The organism is Ruegeria sp. (genome assembly GCF_028066395.1).
GTDB lineage: Bacteria > Pseudomonadota > Alphaproteobacteria > Rhodobacterales > Rhodobacteraceae > Ruegeria.
In genome coordinates, this window is sequence record NZ_JALCBM010000039.1 from 25,653 (window position 1) to 42,908 (window position 17,256).

General features: G+C 60.0%; 17 protein-coding genes. 8 read left to right on the plus strand and 9 right to left on the minus strand.

The window, feature by feature from the left end; all coding sequences use genetic code 11:
- The 4 genes from MPJ51_RS13050 to MPJ51_RS13065 all read right to left on the minus strand — a co-directional run.
- On the minus strand, window positions 1–359 hold a 359-nt coding region (locus MPJ51_RS13050; RefSeq protein WP_298387366.1), incomplete at its 3' end, for a phospholipid carrier-dependent glycosyltransferase.
- A 312-nt stretch (window positions 360–671) separates the two neighbouring features.
- Window positions 672–1,349: a response regulator transcription factor gene (locus MPJ51_RS13055; protein ID WP_298387369.1), complete on the minus strand. Its 678-nt coding sequence runs from the start codon at window positions 1,347–1,349 to the stop codon at window positions 672–674.
- A 110-nt stretch (window positions 1,350–1,459) separates the two neighbouring features.
- A complete protein-coding gene (locus MPJ51_RS13060; RefSeq protein ID WP_298387372.1) occupies window positions 1,460–2,944 on the minus strand; it encodes a M81 family metallopeptidase in 1,485 nt (494 codons plus the stop codon).
- Window positions 2,945–3,074: 130 nt separating this feature from the next.
- A complete protein-coding gene (locus MPJ51_RS13065; RefSeq protein ID WP_298387375.1) occupies window positions 3,075–3,992 on the minus strand; it encodes a LysR family transcriptional regulator in 918 nt (305 codons plus the stop codon).
- Window positions 3,993–4,106: 114 nt separating this feature from the next.
- Between MPJ51_RS13065 and MPJ51_RS13070 the strand changes: the two genes are divergently transcribed.
- The gene (locus MPJ51_RS13070; protein WP_298387377.1) at window positions 4,107–5,000 is read left to right on the plus strand and encodes an arginine deiminase family protein; all 894 of its coding nucleotides are present in this window, start codon (window positions 4,107–4,109) and stop codon (window positions 4,998–5,000) included.
- A 54-nt stretch (window positions 5,001–5,054) separates the two neighbouring features.
- Here MPJ51_RS13070 and MPJ51_RS13075 read toward each other — a convergent pair whose 3' ends face one another.
- Window positions 5,055–5,954: a LysR family transcriptional regulator gene (locus tag MPJ51_RS13075; protein WP_298387380.1), complete on the minus strand. Its 900-nt coding sequence runs from the start codon at window positions 5,952–5,954 to the stop codon at window positions 5,055–5,057.
- Between the two features lie 148 nt (window positions 5,955–6,102).
- On the opposite strand from MPJ51_RS13075, the gene dctP reads away from it, so the two are divergent.
- The 4 genes from dctP (at window position 6,103) to speB (ending at window position 10,072) form a co-directional block, all read left to right on the plus strand.
- Window positions 6,103–7,119 (plus strand): TRAP transporter substrate-binding protein DctP, encoded by a 1,017-nt coding sequence (gene dctP / locus MPJ51_RS13080; RefSeq protein WP_298387383.1) that lies wholly within the window; start codon window positions 6,103–6,105, stop codon window positions 7,117–7,119.
- Window positions 7,120–7,198: 79 nt separating this feature from the next.
- Window positions 7,199–7,804: a TRAP transporter small permease gene (locus MPJ51_RS13085; RefSeq protein ID WP_298387386.1), complete on the plus strand. Its 606-nt coding sequence runs from the start codon at window positions 7,199–7,201 to the stop codon at window positions 7,802–7,804.
- Entirely contained in the window at window positions 7,801–9,081 is a 1,281-nt protein-coding gene (locus MPJ51_RS13090) for a TRAP transporter large permease (protein WP_298387389.1), read from the plus strand. The genes MPJ51_RS13085 and MPJ51_RS13090 overlap by 4 nt, the downstream gene beginning before the upstream one ends.
- A gap of 22 nt (window positions 9,082–9,103) precedes the next feature.
- Window positions 9,104–10,072, plus strand: a complete 969-nt coding sequence (gene speB, locus MPJ51_RS13095) for an agmatinase (protein WP_298387392.1) — start codon at window positions 9,104–9,106, stop codon at window positions 10,070–10,072.
- 22 nt (window positions 10,073–10,094) lie between these two features.
- Here speB and MPJ51_RS13100 read toward each other — a convergent pair whose 3' ends face one another.
- Entirely contained in the window at window positions 10,095–11,828 is a 1,734-nt protein-coding gene (locus tag MPJ51_RS13100; RefSeq protein WP_298387395.1) for a cobalamin-dependent protein, read from the minus strand.
- Window positions 11,829–12,007: 179 nt separating this feature from the next.
- Between MPJ51_RS13100 and MPJ51_RS13105 the strand changes: the two genes are divergently transcribed.
- Window positions 12,008–12,880 carry an MBL fold metallo-hydrolase gene (locus MPJ51_RS13105; protein ID WP_298387397.1) on the plus strand — a complete coding sequence of 291 codons (873 nt, stop codon included), beginning with the start codon at window positions 12,008–12,010 and terminating at the stop codon, window positions 12,878–12,880.
- A gap of 42 nt (window positions 12,881–12,922) precedes the next feature.
- Here MPJ51_RS13105 and nrtS read toward each other — a convergent pair whose 3' ends face one another.
- Together nrtS and MPJ51_RS13115 are read right to left on the minus strand one after the other, a co-directional pair.
- Window positions 12,923–13,186, minus strand: a complete 264-nt coding sequence (gene nrtS / locus MPJ51_RS13110) for a nitrate/nitrite transporter NrtS (RefSeq protein ID WP_298387399.1) — start codon at window positions 13,184–13,186, stop codon at window positions 12,923–12,925.
- Window positions 13,187–13,257: 71 nt separating this feature from the next.
- Window positions 13,258–13,941, minus strand: coding sequence for a DnaA N-terminal domain-containing protein (locus tag MPJ51_RS13115; RefSeq protein WP_298387402.1), 684 nt, complete (start codon window positions 13,939–13,941; stop codon window positions 13,258–13,260).
- Window positions 13,942–14,410: 469 nt separating this feature from the next.
- On the opposite strand from MPJ51_RS13115, the gene MPJ51_RS13120 reads away from it, so the two are divergent.
- Together MPJ51_RS13120 and MPJ51_RS13125 are read left to right on the plus strand one after the other, a co-directional pair.
- The gene (locus MPJ51_RS13120; RefSeq protein ID WP_298387405.1) at window positions 14,411–15,718 is read left to right on the plus strand and encodes an AAA family ATPase; all 1,308 of its coding nucleotides are present in this window, start codon (window positions 14,411–14,413) and stop codon (window positions 15,716–15,718) included.
- A complete protein-coding gene (locus tag MPJ51_RS13125; protein WP_298387408.1) occupies window positions 15,715–16,821 on the plus strand; it encodes a ParB N-terminal domain-containing protein in 1,107 nt (368 codons plus the stop codon). Before MPJ51_RS13120 ends, MPJ51_RS13125 begins: the two co-directional genes overlap by 4 nt.
- 40 nt (window positions 16,822–16,861) lie before the next feature.
- Here MPJ51_RS13125 and MPJ51_RS13130 read toward each other — a convergent pair.
- Window positions 16,862–17,256 (minus strand): tyrosine-type recombinase/integrase (locus tag MPJ51_RS13130; RefSeq protein ID WP_298387411.1); only part of this gene is annotated, 395 nt, incomplete at its 5' end.

Consider the following 17,256-nt stretch of genomic DNA (forward strand, 5'->3'; position numbering starts at 1 on the left):
GTCATCGCCAGATCAGTCATGACAAAGGCCGAGGCCCCGAAGAACAGAACCGAGCTGGACAGGACAACAACCGCGCTCAGCGCGGCACCGCTGCCCATCTCATCCCGCAGCCAGCGGTACATCAGGGCCAAAATGGCAATGGCGCAGGCAAAGATCAGAATGCGGGCGCCAAAGGCGTTGATCCCGAATATCTCCATGCCTGCCGCTGACAGCCAGGTATGCAGCGGCGGCTTGCCCCAGAATGGGACATCATATGCGAACTGGGGCGTGATCCAGTCCTGTGTCTCGACCATCTTGCGGGCGATTTCGGCATAGCGCGCCTCAGTCGTGTCCGTGAAAGGCAGCGTGAAAATGCCCACCAGGCGCACCAGCCCAAGGCCCGCAAGCACCCAGACCAGAGTCAGAAATCCTGTGCGTGACAGCGGCAGCCTTTCCCCTGATGTCGTTTTTGTGATTATTTGTGATTGGGTGTAAGTGATGTCCGACACTACTATGCTCCGCCTTTATTAGGCGGCACAGTTAGGTGCGGTTTCTGGCAGCAAAATCATAACAAACTTACAAATCTGTAAGATTTGTATTTTTTCGGCAGCGTGCCTTGTTGACAACACTTGCTATCGCCGCCTTCAAGCTCACCAGTGTTGGCCGGGCGGGATAAAAGGCGGAAATTTCCCCTAGGGTTCAAAGATATAGCCCGCACCGCGTACCGTGCGAATGACCACATCTCCGAAGGGCTTTTCGATCTTGGCGCGCAACCGGCTGACATGGGTTTCCACCACGCTGGTGGTGGGATCGAAGTTCAGGCCCCAAACCTTTTCCAGCAACATGTTGCGGGTCAGAATGCGCCCCTTGGACCGCATGAATGTCTCAAGCAGGCGGAATTCCTTGGTGTTCAGGTCAACCCGTTCGCCGCGCCGGACACATTGCTGTTTCAGCAGATCCAGATGAATGTCGCGCGCCGTCAGGCTGGTCACATCGCCCGATTGCCCGCGCGACGCGCGGCGACCCAGGGCCGAGACCCGGGCCTCAAGCTCGGAAAAGGCGAAGGGCTTGGCAAGGTAGTCGTCGGCACCGGCCTCCAGCCCCTCGACCCGGTCATCGACATCGCCCAGCGCGGTCAACAGCAGAACCGGCGTTTCCACATGGGTCGCCCGCAGGGTGCGCAGTACGCCCATGCCGTCCAGCCCCGGCGTCATCCGGTCGAGAATCAGCACCTCGTATTCCGAGGTCGTCGCCGCGATCAGCGCCTCGCGCCCGTCCACGAACAGATCGACGACATGTCCGCCCCGGGTCAGCCCGTCACGCACCCAGTTGCCGATATCGGCGTCGTCTTCCAACAGCAATACATGCATTGCGCCACCTTTTGGTCAGCCATTCGGCAATTTCCCTGCCCCGACACATAGCGTGTCTGCGCAGGGATTGCATCCGCCAGAATGCGCAATCCCCCGTGCCATTTACCGCATTACTCGGCCGCGATCAGCCGATGCGCACCGATGTTGGTATAGGGAATGACGCTCAGGTCGCATTCAAACGCACCCGGAGCGGCCACGGCCAGCACGTCGCTGGCAATCGGTTCGAAATCGGCGCGGAAATGGGCGGTGCTCTTGACGCAGACCGTGGCGTAATCGCGCGGGTCCAGCCCGATATGGGTGAAATGCGCCTGATCCAGACATTGGTTGCGCAGGCTGGTCACCACCAGATCGATCTTGGCCGCCTGCCCCACCAGCCGCAGCGCCGCTGTCTTGCCCAGCGTGGCCACCCCGCCGCCATACATCTCGCCCGTATATCGGCAGGTGCCGTCGCCGGTGGCCAGAACCTCGAATTCGGCATCGACAGGCTGGTGACCGGGCAGGCCGGATTTACCGCCCACTTGCAGGCGCAGCCGCGCGCCCGGTCCGGCGGTATGGGCCGCCGCCGCGCTGTCGGGGTCATGGAACAGACCCATCAGAACATCCTGCGCCCCGCCCGCGATCAGCGCCGCCAGCAATCCGGTCGTATCCGAGGTTCCGCCTGCCCCCGCATTGTCCTGCACATCCGCCAGAACCAGAGGTTTCGCGCGCGGTTGGCGACTGGCTTCGACCGCCTGTTCCGGGGTCAACATGGTGCAATCCACGTCCCTCTCACGTGCCAGAAACAGGTCAATGATCTCTTGCGCCGCCGCCTCGGCCTGATCGGCGCTGGCGGCATAGGTCACACAGGCCGGGCCGGTATCGGGGAAGTCAGCGGCTGTGAATCCCAGCGCGATATCGGCCAGCACGTGTTTCTGCATCAACTGTTCTGGGAAGGCGTAGATCTCACCGAACGGGGCCGCCTTGGTATATTGCGCATGCAGCGGGATCAGATAGGGCACCTGACGGAACGCCTTGTAGAACCGCTCTCCACCCAGCAGCCGTTGCAGCGCGGGCACGCAGCGCGCGCCGGTTTCGGCCATGTCCAGATGCGGATAGGTGCGGAAGATGGTCAGGAAATCGGCGCGGTCCACCATCTGGGCCGAGACATTGGCATGCAGGTCCAGACTGGCGACAACCGGCACATCCTCGCCAACCACCGCACGCACGCGGCGCAGGACTTCACCTTCGCCATCGGGCAGGCTCTCGGTCACCATGGCACCGTGCAGGTCCAGATAGACCCCGTCCAAAGGACCGGCCTGCCGCAGCCCGTCCTCAATCATCGCGCAGATCGTATCGAAAGCCGCATCCGTCACATGGGCCGAAGGCTCGGCCGCGCACCACAGGATCGGCACCAGATCGAGCCCGGCCTGCTGTGCGGCAGCCGCAAAACCGGCGATGGGCAGGTTCATACCCACAGTCTCGGCAATCACCCGGGGGCCATGCAACATCTCGGGCCAGGAATCGGCCATTTCGAATTCGGCCAACCCGGCCTTGGTGACGCCGAAGCAGTTGGTTTCATGCTGGAAACCAGCAATGGCGATACGTTTTGCGGTCATGAGGGGCCCTTGGTTTCAATTGCGCACGGGGCCAGCCCGGCCCCGCCCGACCCTCCTTAACGGCTTCTTTGAAACAGGTCATCGGCTTTCTGATCCAGCCGGACAGCGTAAGCAATCACACCGGGCAATTTCAATCCGACCGGCGACCCGCGCCTCGACGCATGAGTTGAAGAAAGGTCTTCGCCACCAAATTCGGTGCCTCACCGCGTTTGCGGACCAGTTTGATCTCGGACGTCAGATCGAACCGCCCAGCCCCCACCGGCCGCATCCGACCCTGACGGACCCAGATATCGGCCAGACCTTCGGGCAGGTAACCGATGAAACCGCCGGTCAGGATCAGCATGGCCACACCTTCGATCTGATGCGCATTCCCCGTCGATCGCAACCCGCGTGACACCGGGGCCACCTGATCTTCGTTCAGATAACTGCGTTTGCAGAAATTCGCCTGCGGCAACAGCGCATCGACCTCGGCTTGGGTGTCAGCCGTAAACAGCGGGTGATCCGCGCCGCAGTAAAGCCCGATCCGTTCGGTGCCGAGTGTTTCATAGTCCAGCCCCGGCTTGTGACGATGGAACACCCCGACCCCGACAGCCACCTGCCCATCCTGCACGGCGATTTCGATGTCATCAGGGGCCAGCGAATGCAGGTCGATGGTGACATCGGGGGCAATCCGCGTCATCTCGGCCAGCGCACTGGTGATCCGCGCACCGTCATTGAACACCCAGTTGTCGATGGCGGCGACAGACAAACGCCCGATCAGCTTGCCGCGCGTGCCGTCCACCGTCTCGCCGAAATGATCGAGCGCGGCGAACAGGCGCCCGGCGGCGGCATAAACGATCTCTCCCTTATCGGTCAGGCGGAACCCCTTGCGCCCGCGCTGGCACAACCGCATGCCCAGCCGCGTCTCAAGATCCGAGATTTGCCGCGAAATGGTCGAGGCCGACACGTTCAGAACGATCTGCGCGGCGGAAAAACCGCGCGCCTCGACCACGGTGGAAAAGACATGCAGCAGATGCAGATCAGCTTTGGAAAAACTCGGGGCAACCATGGGGGCAGCATAGTTGTAAAACTATTAAAGTGAAGTTCCTTATTTTGTAATTTATTCCACCTAAGGCCCATGCCAGATTTCGCGCAAAATACCAACCTGGCAGAGGATAAGGACATGGCTATGGATGGCGCACAGGTGCAGAAATGGGGCATCAACAACGACTATGCAAAACTGACGGATGTTTTGCTGGGCAAGCCCGAATATTTCAAATGGGTCGAGGCCGGGCCGCTGATCGGGCGGACGCTGGCCAATGCGCATAAGACCGGGGTCAAGTTCGACCTGCAAACGGCCATGGCGCAGCATGCCGAGATGGTGTCGATCTACGAAGAAAACGGCGTCACCTGCCACTATCTGGACAGTGACGAGGTGCTGCACCGCAATTTCTTTGCCCGTGACAGTTCGGCCATGACGCCTTGGGGTGCCTTGATCTGCCATATGCAGTTGAAATGCCGCCGGGCGGATTATGCCACTGCGATCAAGTTCTATCAGGAAAACAACATCCCGATCTGGAAATTCGCCACGGCGGGCCATTTCGAGGGTGGCGATTTCAACATCATCGAACCGGGCCGCGTGCTGATCGGCTATTGCGGTGAACGGTCGGAACAGGAAGGGTCCGAACAGGTGGCCGAGTTCGTGCGCGCCGAAGGGTGGGAGGCCGTCGTGGCCCCGATCAGCCGCGAATTTGTGCATATGGACGGGCTGATCGTGCCGCTGGCCGAGAAACTGGCCGTGGCCTGCATCGACGCGATGGAACCCTGGCTGGTCGATATCATCAAAGGCTGGGGCATCGAGATCGTCGATGTCGAATATCGCGAGGCCAAGAATCTGGGCGTGAACCTGGTCGCCCTGGGCGATGGCAAAGTGCTGTCCATGGCAGGCGCCACTGAACTGAACGCCAAGATGCGCGCGCTGGGTTTCGAAGTTTACGACCCGGACATGTCGATGTTCACCCTGGGCGGCGGCGGCGTGCATTGTTTGTGTCAGGCATTGCACCGCGACGAAGCTTAAAACACCACCCCCCTCGTCTGCTCCCCCTTATTCAGCCCCGCGTGCGGGGCTGAATCATTTTTTGGGCCCTTCCGCGCCCTTACAGAAATACAGAATATCTTCGACAAACAGCTCAACCGCGCGGCGCGAAGCATGTGCCGTGCGCGTTGCCAGATAAAAGGTCGAGAACCAGTTCAGCCGGTCTGGTGCGATCTCGCGGAATCTGTGCCCAAAGGCCCGTGCGTAATGAACCGGCAACGAGCCCAGATAATGCCCGGTCTCGATCAGCGCGGCCATCGCCTCCATATTCGCGACCACCGCAGGGGGTTCCGCCGATTTCAGCTCGGGTGAAACGAACATGTCGTAGGACCGCTGACAGATCGGATAACCGGACAGGACGCCCGGCCCGATCTCATCCTCCGGGGTGTCGAACAGGGGATGGCCGCGCCCGCAATACAGGCGGTGTTCTTCCTGGCACAACTCGGTATAGCTAAGCTCGGGCGTCTGGTTGCGAAACGGGGCCACCGCCACATGCAGACCGCCGGATATCAACCGCTGCGTCAGTTCGGTGGGCGAAGCCACCACCATTTCCAGACGCACCTCATTCGGGCGGTCCAGAAACCGGTTCAGGGATTTGATCAGGTGCAGATCATCCAGCGTGTTGACCGAATCCACAACGCCGATCCGCAAATCGCCGGTGACGGCGTCGCGCAGGTCCAGCAGCTCGGCATCGAAGTCGCGGACATTACGCAGAATCTCACCGGCCTTGCGGTATGCGATCTCACCCCGTTCGGTCAGGCGAAACCCGCCGCGCCCGCGTTCGCAGACTTTGTAGCCAAGCGCCGCTTCAAGGTCGCGGATTCGGATACTGATCGCCGATTGCGTAATCCCCAACGCATATTGCGCATCGGTAAAACCGCCGCATTCCACGACGGTCACAAAGGTCTCAAGCAGATTATTTCTAAGCAGTTTCAATGGCGGTCAGCCCCGGTTTGATCTCACTGCGGCATACATTAATATTCTTCATGTGAACATAAACAGGATGATATTTTTTCGTGTAAATTTCTATGCTGTGCTGGCGTCTGATCTCCGAACCGCAAATGATCAAAGGGAGGATACCAACATGACGCTTACCCTACGTCACATCAAACACACCGCAGCCGCCGCGCTGCTGAGCATTGCCCCGATTTCAGCCATGGCCGAAGACTGGAAATTCGCCATCGAAGAGATTCCGGGCTCGATCATGGATGCCTATGCGCAGGAGTTCAAATCCCGCATCGAGGCCGCCACCAATGGCGACGTCACCGTCACCGTCTTTCCGATGGGCACGCTGGGCACGCCCACCGAAACCGTGGAACAGGCCGCCGATGGCGTGATCCAGTTCACCAACGTCTCGATCGGCAACCTGGGCACCATCGTGCCGGAAAGCCAGGTCTTCCTGCTGCCCTACCTGCTGCCGTCGGACCCGGTTGCGATCTCGAACATCCTCAGCAGCTCGGACACCATTTACGGCCCGCTGAACGACGATTTCCGCAAGCGTGGTCTGGAAGTGCTGACCATGTACTCGGAAGGCCCGCAGGTCTGGACCACCAACCGCGAGATTCGCACGCCCGAAGATTTCGAGAACTTCAAAATGCGCGTGATGGTGTCGCCGATCCTGGTGGAAACCTACAACAACATGGGCGCAAGCCCGACGCCGCTGCCGTTTGGCGAAGTGTTCGGCGCGCTGCAGCTGGGCGCAATCGACGGTCAGGTCAACCCGATCCCGACCATCGAGGAAATGAAGTTCTACGAGGTCACCAGCCACCTGATCTGGGCCGGCGAGCAGGAACTGGTCACCACCGTCGTGGCCGGCTCGGACTGGTTCGAAACCCTCAGCCCCGACCGTCAGAAACTGGTGCGTGACACCATGGCCGACATGACCGGCTTCATCGACGGCGTGGTCACCGACTTCAACCAGAAACGCCTGGACATCATCAAAGAATCCAAGCCTGACATCGGTCTGGTCGTGCTGACCGAGGAAGAGCGTGACGCCTTCCGCGCCCGCTCGACCGATACCTCGGCGGCTTATGTCGACACCGTTGGCGCACGCGGTCAGGAACTGCTGGACGCGCTGCAGTCGGAACTGTCTGGGAACTGATCCCCTCCCTCGGAAAAACTCAGACAAACCTCCCTCACGCGCGGTCTGTGCGTGAGGGCTTTCACAAAGGGGGGATAGCATGGCAAGCGGAACAACCACTCCTTTCGGCTTTCTGGGCAAGATCGATGCCGTCATCGGGCGGATCGAGGTCTGGATTCTGGGCTGGGGCATCATCCTGATGGCCGTCAACACCATCGCCAATGTGTTTGGCCGGTACGTGTTCAACCAATCCATCTATTTCTCTGAGGAACTGAACGAGTTCCTGATCGTGATCGTCACCTTCATGGGGCTGGGATATGCCACCCGCAAGGGTATCCATATCCGCATGTCGGCGATCTATGACGCGCTGCCCCTCAAGATGCGCAAGGGCCTGATGGTGGTGATTGCGGCCACCACCGCCGTAGTGATGGCGGTTCTGGCCTGGTATGCGCTGGAATATGTGCAGAAGGTTGCCGCGCGCGGACGCATCACCCCGTCGCTGCAGGTGCCGCTGTATCTGACCTATGTCTGGGTCGTGATCGGGCTGGCGCTGGCGTCGTTCCAGTACCTGCTGACCGCAATCCGCAATCTGAATTTCGCCGAGGACGAGGTCTATGTCTCGTATCTTGAGGTCGACAGCTACGAAGACCCCGAAACCACGGCAGCCATTCAACGCTATGAAGAAAACGCGGGGGCAGACAAATGACCGAATTGATGCTGGCCGTGATGATCATCCTGCTGCTGGCAGGGTTTCCAATGAAAATGCCGCTGATCTCGGCGGCGGTGTTGGGGTTTGTTGTCTACTTCCCCACCATGAACATGCAGATCCTGATCCAGCAGATGATCGGAGGAGTCAAACCCGCCGCGCTGATCGCGGTGCCGATGTTCATTCTGGCCGCCGATATCATCACACGCGGCCATTCCGCCAACCGGCTGATTGACCTTGTGATGAGCTTCATGGGTCATATCAAGGGTGGCCTCGCCATTTCCGTCACCTCGGCCTGTGCGCTGTTCGGCGCGGTTTGCGGGTCCACGCAGGCGACGGTGGTGGCCATCGGCGGCGCGATGCGGCCGAGGATGCTGAAATCGGGCTATAGCGACAGTTTCTCAATCGGTCTGATCGTGAACGCCGCCGATCTGGCTTATCTGATCCCGCCCTCGATCGGCATGATCATCTATGGTGTTGTTTCGGGCACCTCAATCTCGCAACTGTTCATCGCGGGCATCCTGCCGGGGCTGCTGATCGTGCTGCTGTTCTCAGCCTATTGCATGTTCTACGCATACCGCCACGACATCCCCGTGCTGCCGCGCGAGGGCTGGGGCCAGCGCTTCACCGCCCTGCGCCGGGCGCTGTGGCCGATGGGATTCCCTGCGATCATCGTTGGCGGCATCTATGGCGGTGTCTTTTCCCCCACCGAAGCCGCCGCAATCTGTGTGCTTTACGCCGTGATCCTTGAGGTCGTCATCTTCCGCTCGATCAAGATCCGCGATTTGTTCGACATCGCGCTGTCGACCGGCGCCATCACCTCGGTCGTGTTCATCCTGATCGCGGCGGGTGCGGCGTTCAGCTGGACGCTCAGCTTTGCGCAGGTGCCGCAGACCATCATCGCCGCATTGGGTCTGGAACAGGCCAGCCCGCTGATGATCCTGCTGGCGATCAACGTGGCGTTCTTTGTCGGCTGCATGTTTGTCGATTCCATCGTGGTGATCCTGATTCTGGTTCCGATCTTTGCCCCCATGATCAAGGCCAGCGGGCTTGATCCGGTACTGGTCGGCGTTCTGATCACCCTGCAGGTCGCCATCGGAGCCGCCACGCCGCCCTTCGGTTGCAATCTGTTCACCGCCATCGCCGTCTTCCGCCGCCCCTTTATCGAGGTGGTGCGCGGGGTGCCGCCCTTCTTGATCATTCTTTTGATTGTGACGGGCTTGCTGGTAGCCTTCCCTCAAATCGCCCTGTTCCTGCCGGAACTGGCCTATCGCTGAACCATAAGAAACGGAGAAAATCATGTCGGGACATGGTTATGAATCTGGTCGTCTGAATCTGCCCTTTGTCGGCATCTCGACCTTTGGCAAGAAACCCTATGTTGAAAACTGGGACGCAATCGACGCCGATGTGGCGATCCTTGGCGCGCCCTTCGATTTCGGCTGCCAGTTCCGCTCGGGCGCGCGGTTTGGACCGCGCTCGGTGCGCGAGGCCTCGACGCTGTTCAGCTTTGGCCATGCCGGGGCCTATGACCACGAGGATGACGCCACCTATCTGGGCGAGGACGTGCGCATTGTCGATCTGGGCGATGCCGACATCATCCACACCAAGACCGAGGAAAGCCACGCCAATATCGAATATGGCGTCAAGAAAATCCTCGACGCAGGTGCCCTGCCCGTCACCATTGGGGGTGACCATTCGGTCAACATCCCCTGCATCAACGCCTTTGCCGAGGATTGCGAAAAGAACGGCCCCGTTCACGTGGTGCAGATCGACGCGCATCTGGATTTCGTCGATGAACGCCACGGCGTCACCATCGGCCACGGCAACCCGATGCGCCGCGCGATCGAGAAAGACTATGTCTCGGGCATGACCCAGCTGGGCATCCGCAACGTGTCTTCGACCGCCAAGGAAGGGTACGAAGACGCCCGCGCGCGTGGGTCCGACATCCTGTCGGTCCGTCAGGTCCGCAAACTGGGGACCGAAGCGGTGCTGGACCGTATCCCCGAGGGCGCACGCTATTATGTCACTATCGACATCGACGCCTTCTGCCCCTCGATCGCGCCGGGCACCGGCACGCCCAGCCATGGCGGTTTTCAGTATTATGACGTGCTGGAAATCCTGCAGGGCCTCAGCAAACGCGGCGATGTGGTGGGCATCGATCTGGTCGAGGTCGCCCCGGCCTATGACCCCAGCGAAAGCACGCAAATTCTGGCGGCGCAACTGCTGCTGAACTTCATCGGGTTCATCTTCCACAACAGGAAAGCCTGATCGCTTTCCGGGGCAGGGCGCGTTAATCGCGCCCTGTTTCCCCCTGCAGCGTAAGCCGTTGTAGGGTTTGCAACATATCGTCCAGCCCTTGGCAGGGCGAGACATCCAGACCGGCCAATTCCTGCGTCACATCCACCGGCAAGTCCGAGTTCGAGTTCTCAGCGATCTGGTTCAGCTTCCCTCCAATCAGCACCGCGATCTGACAATCCTGTGCCCGCAGCGCGTCCCGGACCGCGCGCGCGTAGTTCAGAGCGATGCCGTTGTAGGTGCTGATTGCGATGGCGTCGGCCTCGGCGGCGCAGGCGCGCGCAACCAGTACCTCGGGGTCCAGCGCGACGCCCGCGTCGGTGACGCGTACGCCCAACCCCTCCAGCGCCTGCCGCACCAGATAGGCGCCATGTTCATGGACATCCGTGGTGCCCAGCACCACATGCAGATGGGTGAGGTTTTGACCCGTCTGCCGATTGGCCGAGACCCAGCCCTGCGCCATCTGATCCAGCTCCTGCGCCCAATCCGCCGGGACCAGAGGCTGACGGTAACTCCCCTGCCCCCACAGCGCCTCCATCCGTTTGGCCCCCAACCTGCGAATGGCCAGCATCAGCGCGGCGGGATCGCTGGTATCAACGCCGCGTTCAGCCAAACCGGTCAGAGCCGCACGGGCAAAGCCGCGCCCGCCCCGGATCAGCTTTTGCGCCATGGCGTCAATCATTTCATCATCCGCCAGACGGGCATGTCCCGCCGCATGCTCTGCCAGACGTGCGGCAAAGCATTGGGCATCCAGAATCTCCTCCACATCCGGAATGCGCTGGTTTTCCGTCACCGGCACCGGGTTGATTGCATGGCCCGTGGGCGCGCGGGTCAGGGCACAGATATCGGCTAGCAGGTAATTGGCCAGACTGGCGTAATTCGCCGCTTCAGCGCCGCGATACGCCACCGTATTGCCGAAAATCATCGTACCGGGCGTGTCGACCTCTTGCGCCAGCGCGGCATGAAAGGCGGCACGGGTCAGAGGCTCGGAAAAATGATGGCCGAAACAGAAGGAAGCCCGTGCGCCGATCAGATCCTCGACGATATGTTTTTCGATCAGCATCATGCCAAAGGCGCTGGTCACGTCCAGAAACAGCCCGGCAAAACCGTCATCCAGATTGGAATGCACCAGAATCTCGCCCGGCTGCGCCGCAATCAGACCAAGCGCGGTCACCGTCGCCTCGGTCGTGGCCACATCATCGTCCCAGAAAGGCAGGCGAAAGGTGAAATACTGGCCCAGATTGCCTATCGCCGTCGCCCCGGCAGCAATCGCAGCCTGCGTGTTGTGCAGCGCGCCGGGCAATCCCAGCATGAAATCCCCGAAATGCGCCGCCGCCGGGCTGGCATTGGTGATCCGGCGGAAATCCTCGGGGCTCGACAACACGATCCCCGTCCCCCGCCCGGCCGAGGCGCGATGTTCCGGCGGATAACCCATTGACCAGTCCAGCGTAATGCCGAACCGGTCGATCCGTACATCCCGGGCCTGCGCCGCATCATGCAACCGCGCCATCGCCGCAACCGTGCGGTCAAGGCTGCGGAACCCGATATGGGCATGCTGCATGATCCGGCCCTTGGCGGCACGTTTATATGCGGCCTCGGAGGCCACTTGGTGAGTGTCCAGAAACAGGTTGCGGCCAAGGGTCCAGTCCACGACCATGGCGCGCCCCGCTTGCAGCAACTCGGCACCGGGCCGCATCTGCGCGGCACCTAGATCTGGTTCTGATGTCATCCACACCTCCGCCCCTGATCCGCTATTTCATGCCACACCCTTCGTGACAAGCCGCCTGATTTGGGCGGCAGAGCCTCAATTTTCGGTGAGAAACGGGAATTTTCTTGGTTCAGGGGATCACGTTTATTAGATGAAATTTCATCTACCACCCCATCCCCCTACCCCGCAAAGGAGACATCATGTCCTTACCCCTCCGTTCCTTGACTGCATCACTCGGTGCCCTGACGCTGGGCGCGCATATGGCGCAGGCCGAAATGACCCCACTTGGGGACAATGTATACATGCATTTCAGCAACTATTACTCCAGCCTCGTCGTGATCGGCGATAACGGTGTGCTGGTGGTCGATCCGGCCTGGACAGATCGTGCGAAGACCATGCAGGCCGAAATCGCCGGGATCACCGACAAACCCGTCACGCATGTGGTGCTGACCCATGAACATTATGACCATGTCGGTGGCACCGAGGTGTTCGAAGACGCCCAGATCGTCTGTCACGCGACCTGCCAGAAATTCTTTGACCTCGATGTGCTGGGCGGCGCCCCTGACACAGTGAACCAGAGCTTTGAGGATGAGCTGACCATTGATCTGGGCGGCAAACAGGTTGAACTGCTGCATATGGGCAGCGGGGATGGCGTCGCCACAACCATCGTCAGCGTCCCTGCGGACAAGGTCGTGGCCACTGCGGACATGTATGACGCTGACAGCCTGACCGACAGCATGTGGCTGGAAGATCGCAACTATCTGGGCATGCGCAAAATCCTGAATGAATTGGCCAGCTGGGATCTGAACCACTCGGTGAGCGGCCATTCCGCTTCCACGGATGTGGCGGCGCTGCGCGACCATGCCGCGTTCCTGAATGATCTGTATGACGCCGTAAAGACCGAACTGGATGCGGCCATGGCCGAAGGCGGACCACAGGCGGCTTTCGCCCTGTTGGGCGGCGATCTGCCCGGGCAGATTGACCTGCCCGCCTACAAGGACTGGAACGGATATGACGAACACCTGTCCACCCATGCCTGGCGCATGGGCATGTCCATCATGCATGGCGGCTGATTGAGATACCGGGCGGCCCTGCGGGGCCGTCCATCCTGGGTTCTACTTCCGATCAGACTCCACCCGTTGCAACCGATCCCGCACCGCCAGGACCGAGGAATAGGTCGAAACGCAATAGGGCACCAGAAAGGTCAGGATGATCTTCACGACCGCGCCCATATCGAACGATCCGGTCAGCAGACGATCCCCGTGATTGATGATGGCCAGCACAAACCCCACGATCAAAGCGATCCTGAGCGCGCGCAAAACCACGCTGCGTTCAGTGGCGATCTGCCAAAATCCCGTGACCTCGGCGTCGCGTGACATATCTGAAATCCTGCCTTTTCCCTGTTCCACGCTCGATAGCAGCTTCGGCGCTGCGTTCCAAGTTTACCGCACTACTCTGCCACATCGAACCGAACCGTCCTGATCGAGGGGTCAACACGCCCATAAGCGGCCAGCACCCGCCCGCTCCATTTCTGCGCAATGTAGTCGGCCATAAAGCGCGAGGGCGCCATCAAGGTTACAATGCCCCCTCCCCTCTCGGCTTCGACCAAGTGCTGGAACCAGCTGGACCAAAGTTCGGGGTCGCGCGCGTGTAATATGGCCTGAACCGCGCTCCAGACATCCTGCCCATCGGGCGGTTCGGGCGGAGGTTTGACTTGAAAGGGCACCACATTGGTCTCTGGCTGGTCCCCCTGCCCCATCCTGTCCTGAAAATCCGGGCCGATGACGGGCCAGATATCCGCCGTGTCCAGCATGATCTGTTTCAGATCCAACTCATACACGGCAACGCGCCCGCGGGCAGCAGCGCGTTTGACCGTGACCCATCCCATGGTCCGCAGCTTCGCCATTTCCCGTTTGACCGTCCTGGGATCAACCGACCACAGCCGCGCAATTTCGTCCCGTCCGATGGACAGCTCATTCTTTCGCCAGTTATAGCGTGTAGTGATCAGGCACAGAATGCGTAGAACAATGCGCTGCCGATGCTTGTCGTTAGACAGGGCATGCACGGTCAGCGCAGATAGAATATCATATTTGAGGGCTGGCGCATTACGACCAACCGGCTTCGTGACCTGCATTCCTGTCCTCACCGCTCTGACTGCCTCGGTGCGGTTATACCGCTGCCTTGCGTCGTTTCCCAACGCTTTTCGTGATGTTGCCCTGATTAGCGTCCAAAGCTTCGATTCTGTCAAGAGGAGTCTGAGAACCACCTGATTTCGGCCCCAATTCAGCAATCAAAAATATAAAGAAATTGGTGAAGTATTGGTGATGGGGGACATCTTGGGTGTCCCCTTAAAGTGATATTATGTCCCCCTAAATCCGGAGGTAACCCTCAAACTGACCCCCTAAATAGAGTGGCTTTGCCGTCTGCGTTAGCGCCTATAGCGATTCGTTGTGCCGAATCGGCAAAGGCCCCTGAACCCCTTTGTTTTCTTACCCGTGGGTAAGATCGCTATCTGATGATAATTTCTTTTGCCAATTATGCAAATCAAGCGTAAAAAGCGATCAGGTCAAAATTTACGTCCCAACAATCAGAGAAGCAGAGGCATGTACACGCACGAAGACCTGAACGCATTGCGTACCCAGTCGCTCAAGCTGCAAGGATGGATCCGGCAGCAAACCTTCAGCCCCGAGATGGAGAAGACCCTGCGGCGGTTTTCCAGCTGGGAGGTGTCCGAGCTGATCTTCCGGGTCAACCAGTCCACCTTTCGCGGTAAACTGGCCGCTGATCCCTCACTGCCCGGCGGCGAGGTCGAACCCGATGGCCGTCAACGTTGGTTCTCTCTGGAAGAGGTCAATGAGCTGCGCCGCCGCCTGAAGGTGAACCGCAAGTCCCTGATGCCACCCCGCCCGGCAGGCAAGCGCGCGGTTCGGGCCGCTGTTGCCAATTTCAAAGGCGGTGCGGGCAAGTCGACGGTCGCGCTGCATCTGGCGCATGCTGCCGCGTTGGATGGATACCGGGTGCTGGTGGTGGATTTCGATCCGCAGGCGACGCTGAGCCATTCGATGGGACTGACGGACGTGGCCGAGGACTTTACGGTCTGGGGAATCATGGCGCGCGATCTGATCCGCGAGACCGAGCGGATGAACAACCGTCCCGCCGCTGCGGAATCCGGCACCGCCCTGCCCCGTCGGAACCTGCCGCCGTCGATCTCGGACATGGGGCTGGGCGACTTGCGCGTCTCGGACTTCATCAAGCAGACCTCTTGGTCGACCATTGATGCGATCCCCTCTTGCGCCAATGCCGCCTTTGTCGAGTTCGCCTCGGCCCAGTACCGGCACCTGAACCCGGAATGGTCATTCTTTGCAGCCGTGTCGCGCTATCTCGATCAAATCCCGGACGATGCCTATGACCTGATCCTGTTCGATTGCCCGCCCGCAATTGGTTACCAGTCGATGAATGCGGTCTTTGCGGCGGACATGCTCTATATCCCCTCGGGGCCCGGCTATTGGGAATATGACTCGACAACCTCGTTCATCGGCCAATTGGCCGAAGCGCTGGAGGATCTGGCCTATGGGTTCGACAAGACATTACCCACGGGTAAGATCGGCTTGCCCAAAACCTTTTGCGAGCTGCGCTTTCTGCTGACCCGCTATGAACCGGGTAATGCGCTGCACCTGGCGATGTTCGACGCGTTCCGCAAGGTTTTCGGCGAACATGTCGCCGCCCACCCTGTCGAGATGACGCGCGCGGTTGAACAATCCGGTCGGTTCCTCAGTTCGGTCTATGAAATGGATTATCGCGAGATGACGCGCGAAACCTGGCGCCGGGCGCGGTCGACCTTTGACAATGTATACGAGGAATTCCGGGGCGTGATGCTTTCGGCCTGGGATAAGCTGGAGGATGACGCATGAGCCGCAAACGCAGAATGTTCGATATCGACATGCCAGCGATGGAGGATATCCCGGTTGGCAAGGTCCCCGACAAAGTGCTGGAAAAGCGCCGTGGCCCAATGGCGGCTGCGATTTCCGAGAATGCGGATGCATTGCGGGGTCAGCAGTCGACCGAGGACGCGATCCGCGCCGAAAACGACCGCCTCGCGCATGAGTTGGTGAAGCTGCGCGCCGACGGTTTGGTGATTGACCGGATTGCATTGTCGGATGTGGTAACCGAAAAACTAACCCGGGATCGTAAACCTGGCGTGGATGCGGACTTGGATGAGCTGATCGCATCAATCCGCGAGATTGGCCTGTCGAACCCGATCCGGGTCGAGCGCCGCACCGATGGCCGCTATGATCTGATCCAGGGCATGCGCCGTCTGTCCGCTTATCGTGCGCTTTTGGAAGAAACGGGCGACGACATTTATGCGACCATCCCCGCAGGTATTTCGGAACCCGCCGCGCTGGATGACAGCTACCGTCGGATGGTGGATGAGAACCTGATCCGCAAGGATATCTCATTTGCTGAAATGGGGGCATTGGCGCGGGCGTATTCTCAGGACCCGGAGAATGATTGCGCGGATGTGGACAAGGCCGTGTCCATTCTGTTCAAGTCCGCCAGCTATACTAAGCGGAGCTATATCCGGGCTTTTGCCAGTTTGCTGGCGATGCTGGACAAGGTCCTGATGCATCCGAATGACATTCCGCGCAATGTCGGCGTTGAGCTCAAGCGCAAGCTGGATGCTGACCCCGGACTTATCCGACAGGTCAGCACAGCGCTGATGGCCGAACCGGATCGCGACAGCATGCGTGAAGTTTCCATTTTGCGCGGGTTTTTGTCGTCGGTTTCAGCGCCGGTTCCCAAGGTGAGTTCAGAGAAGGCGAAGAAACCGCGCCGCGCCAAAACAACGTTTCAGGTGTCCGGCCGGGCAGGGATCGCGAAATGCTCTGCTTCAAGTGGACGCATCGAGTTGCAGTATGATCTGGATTTCACTCGGGTCGATCGGTCAAAGCTGGAAACTGCCATTGCGACATTGCTCGACGATCTGCAGGAAGAAGATGATCTTACCCACGGGTAAGATCACACCTCGCTCTTGGTGACTTGCTTTGAAAGACATCTCACCCCAACAGGTCTGCTGCCGGGTTCTCTGCGATATCAACATCATCGTAGTATTTCTGCGCCTGTGCCATGGAGCGGTGCAGGGACAGGCGCATGGTGGCCTGGATCGGAGCGCCGTCCAGCGCGGCCTGGGTCAGGAAGCCCGATCGCAGCCCATGGGGTGAGGCAAACCCCTCGGGCAGCCCGGCCAGCGCCAGCCGGTGCTTGACGATCTGATAGATGGCGTCCGGGGACAGGCGGCGTTTCAGAACAGTGTCGGCTTTGGAGATCGGGCGGAACAGCGGACCATCCTTGATCTCGCCAATCTCGATCCAATGCACCAGCGCCTGCGCGGCACGACCCTTCAGCACCAGCCGCGGCGTTTCCCCCTTGGCCGTGGTCTTGGTCTCCAGCA

Excerpts from the sequence above, each read along its gene's own strand:
- MPJ51_RS13085 (WP_298387386.1), top strand. The coding sequence starts at position 7,199 with ATGGCAAGCGGAACAACCACTCCTTTCGGCTTTCTGGGCAAGATCGAT.
- MPJ51_RS13120 (WP_298387405.1), top strand. The coding sequence starts at position 14,411 with ATGTACACGCACGAAGACCTGAACGCATTGCGTACCCAGTCGCTCAAG.
- MPJ51_RS13105 (WP_298387397.1), top strand. The coding sequence starts at position 12,008 with ATGTCCTTACCCCTCCGTTCCTTGACTGCATCACTCGGTGCCCTGACG.
- MPJ51_RS13125 (WP_298387408.1), top strand. The coding sequence starts at position 15,715 with ATGAGCCGCAAACGCAGAATGTTCGATATCGACATGCCAGCGATGGAG.
- MPJ51_RS13115 (WP_298387402.1), bottom strand. The coding sequence starts at position 13,941 with ATGCAGGTCACGAAGCCGGTTGGTCGTAATGCGCCAGCCCTCAAATAT.
- MPJ51_RS13055 (WP_298387369.1), bottom strand. The coding sequence starts at position 1,349 with ATGCATGTATTGCTGTTGGAAGACGACGCCGATATCGGCAACTGGGTG.
- dctP (WP_298387383.1), top strand. The coding sequence starts at position 6,103 with ATGACGCTTACCCTACGTCACATCAAACACACCGCAGCCGCCGCGCTG.
- MPJ51_RS13060 (WP_298387372.1), bottom strand. The coding sequence starts at position 2,944 with ATGACCGCAAAACGTATCGCCATTGCTGGTTTCCAGCATGAAACCAAC.
- MPJ51_RS13090 (WP_298387389.1), top strand. The coding sequence starts at position 7,801 with ATGACCGAATTGATGCTGGCCGTGATGATCATCCTGCTGCTGGCAGGG.
- MPJ51_RS13100 (WP_298387395.1), bottom strand. The coding sequence starts at position 11,828 with ATGACATCAGAACCAGATCTAGGTGCCGCGCAGATGCGGCCCGGTGCC.
- MPJ51_RS13070 (WP_298387377.1), top strand. The coding sequence starts at position 4,107 with ATGGCTATGGATGGCGCACAGGTGCAGAAATGGGGCATCAACAACGAC.
- MPJ51_RS13065 (WP_298387375.1), bottom strand. The coding sequence starts at position 3,992 with ATGGTTGCCCCGAGTTTTTCCAAAGCTGATCTGCATCTGCTGCATGTC.
- nrtS (WP_298387399.1), bottom strand. The coding sequence starts at position 13,186 with ATGTCACGCGACGCCGAGGTCACGGGATTTTGGCAGATCGCCACTGAA.
- speB (WP_298387392.1), top strand. The coding sequence starts at position 9,104 with ATGTCGGGACATGGTTATGAATCTGGTCGTCTGAATCTGCCCTTTGTC.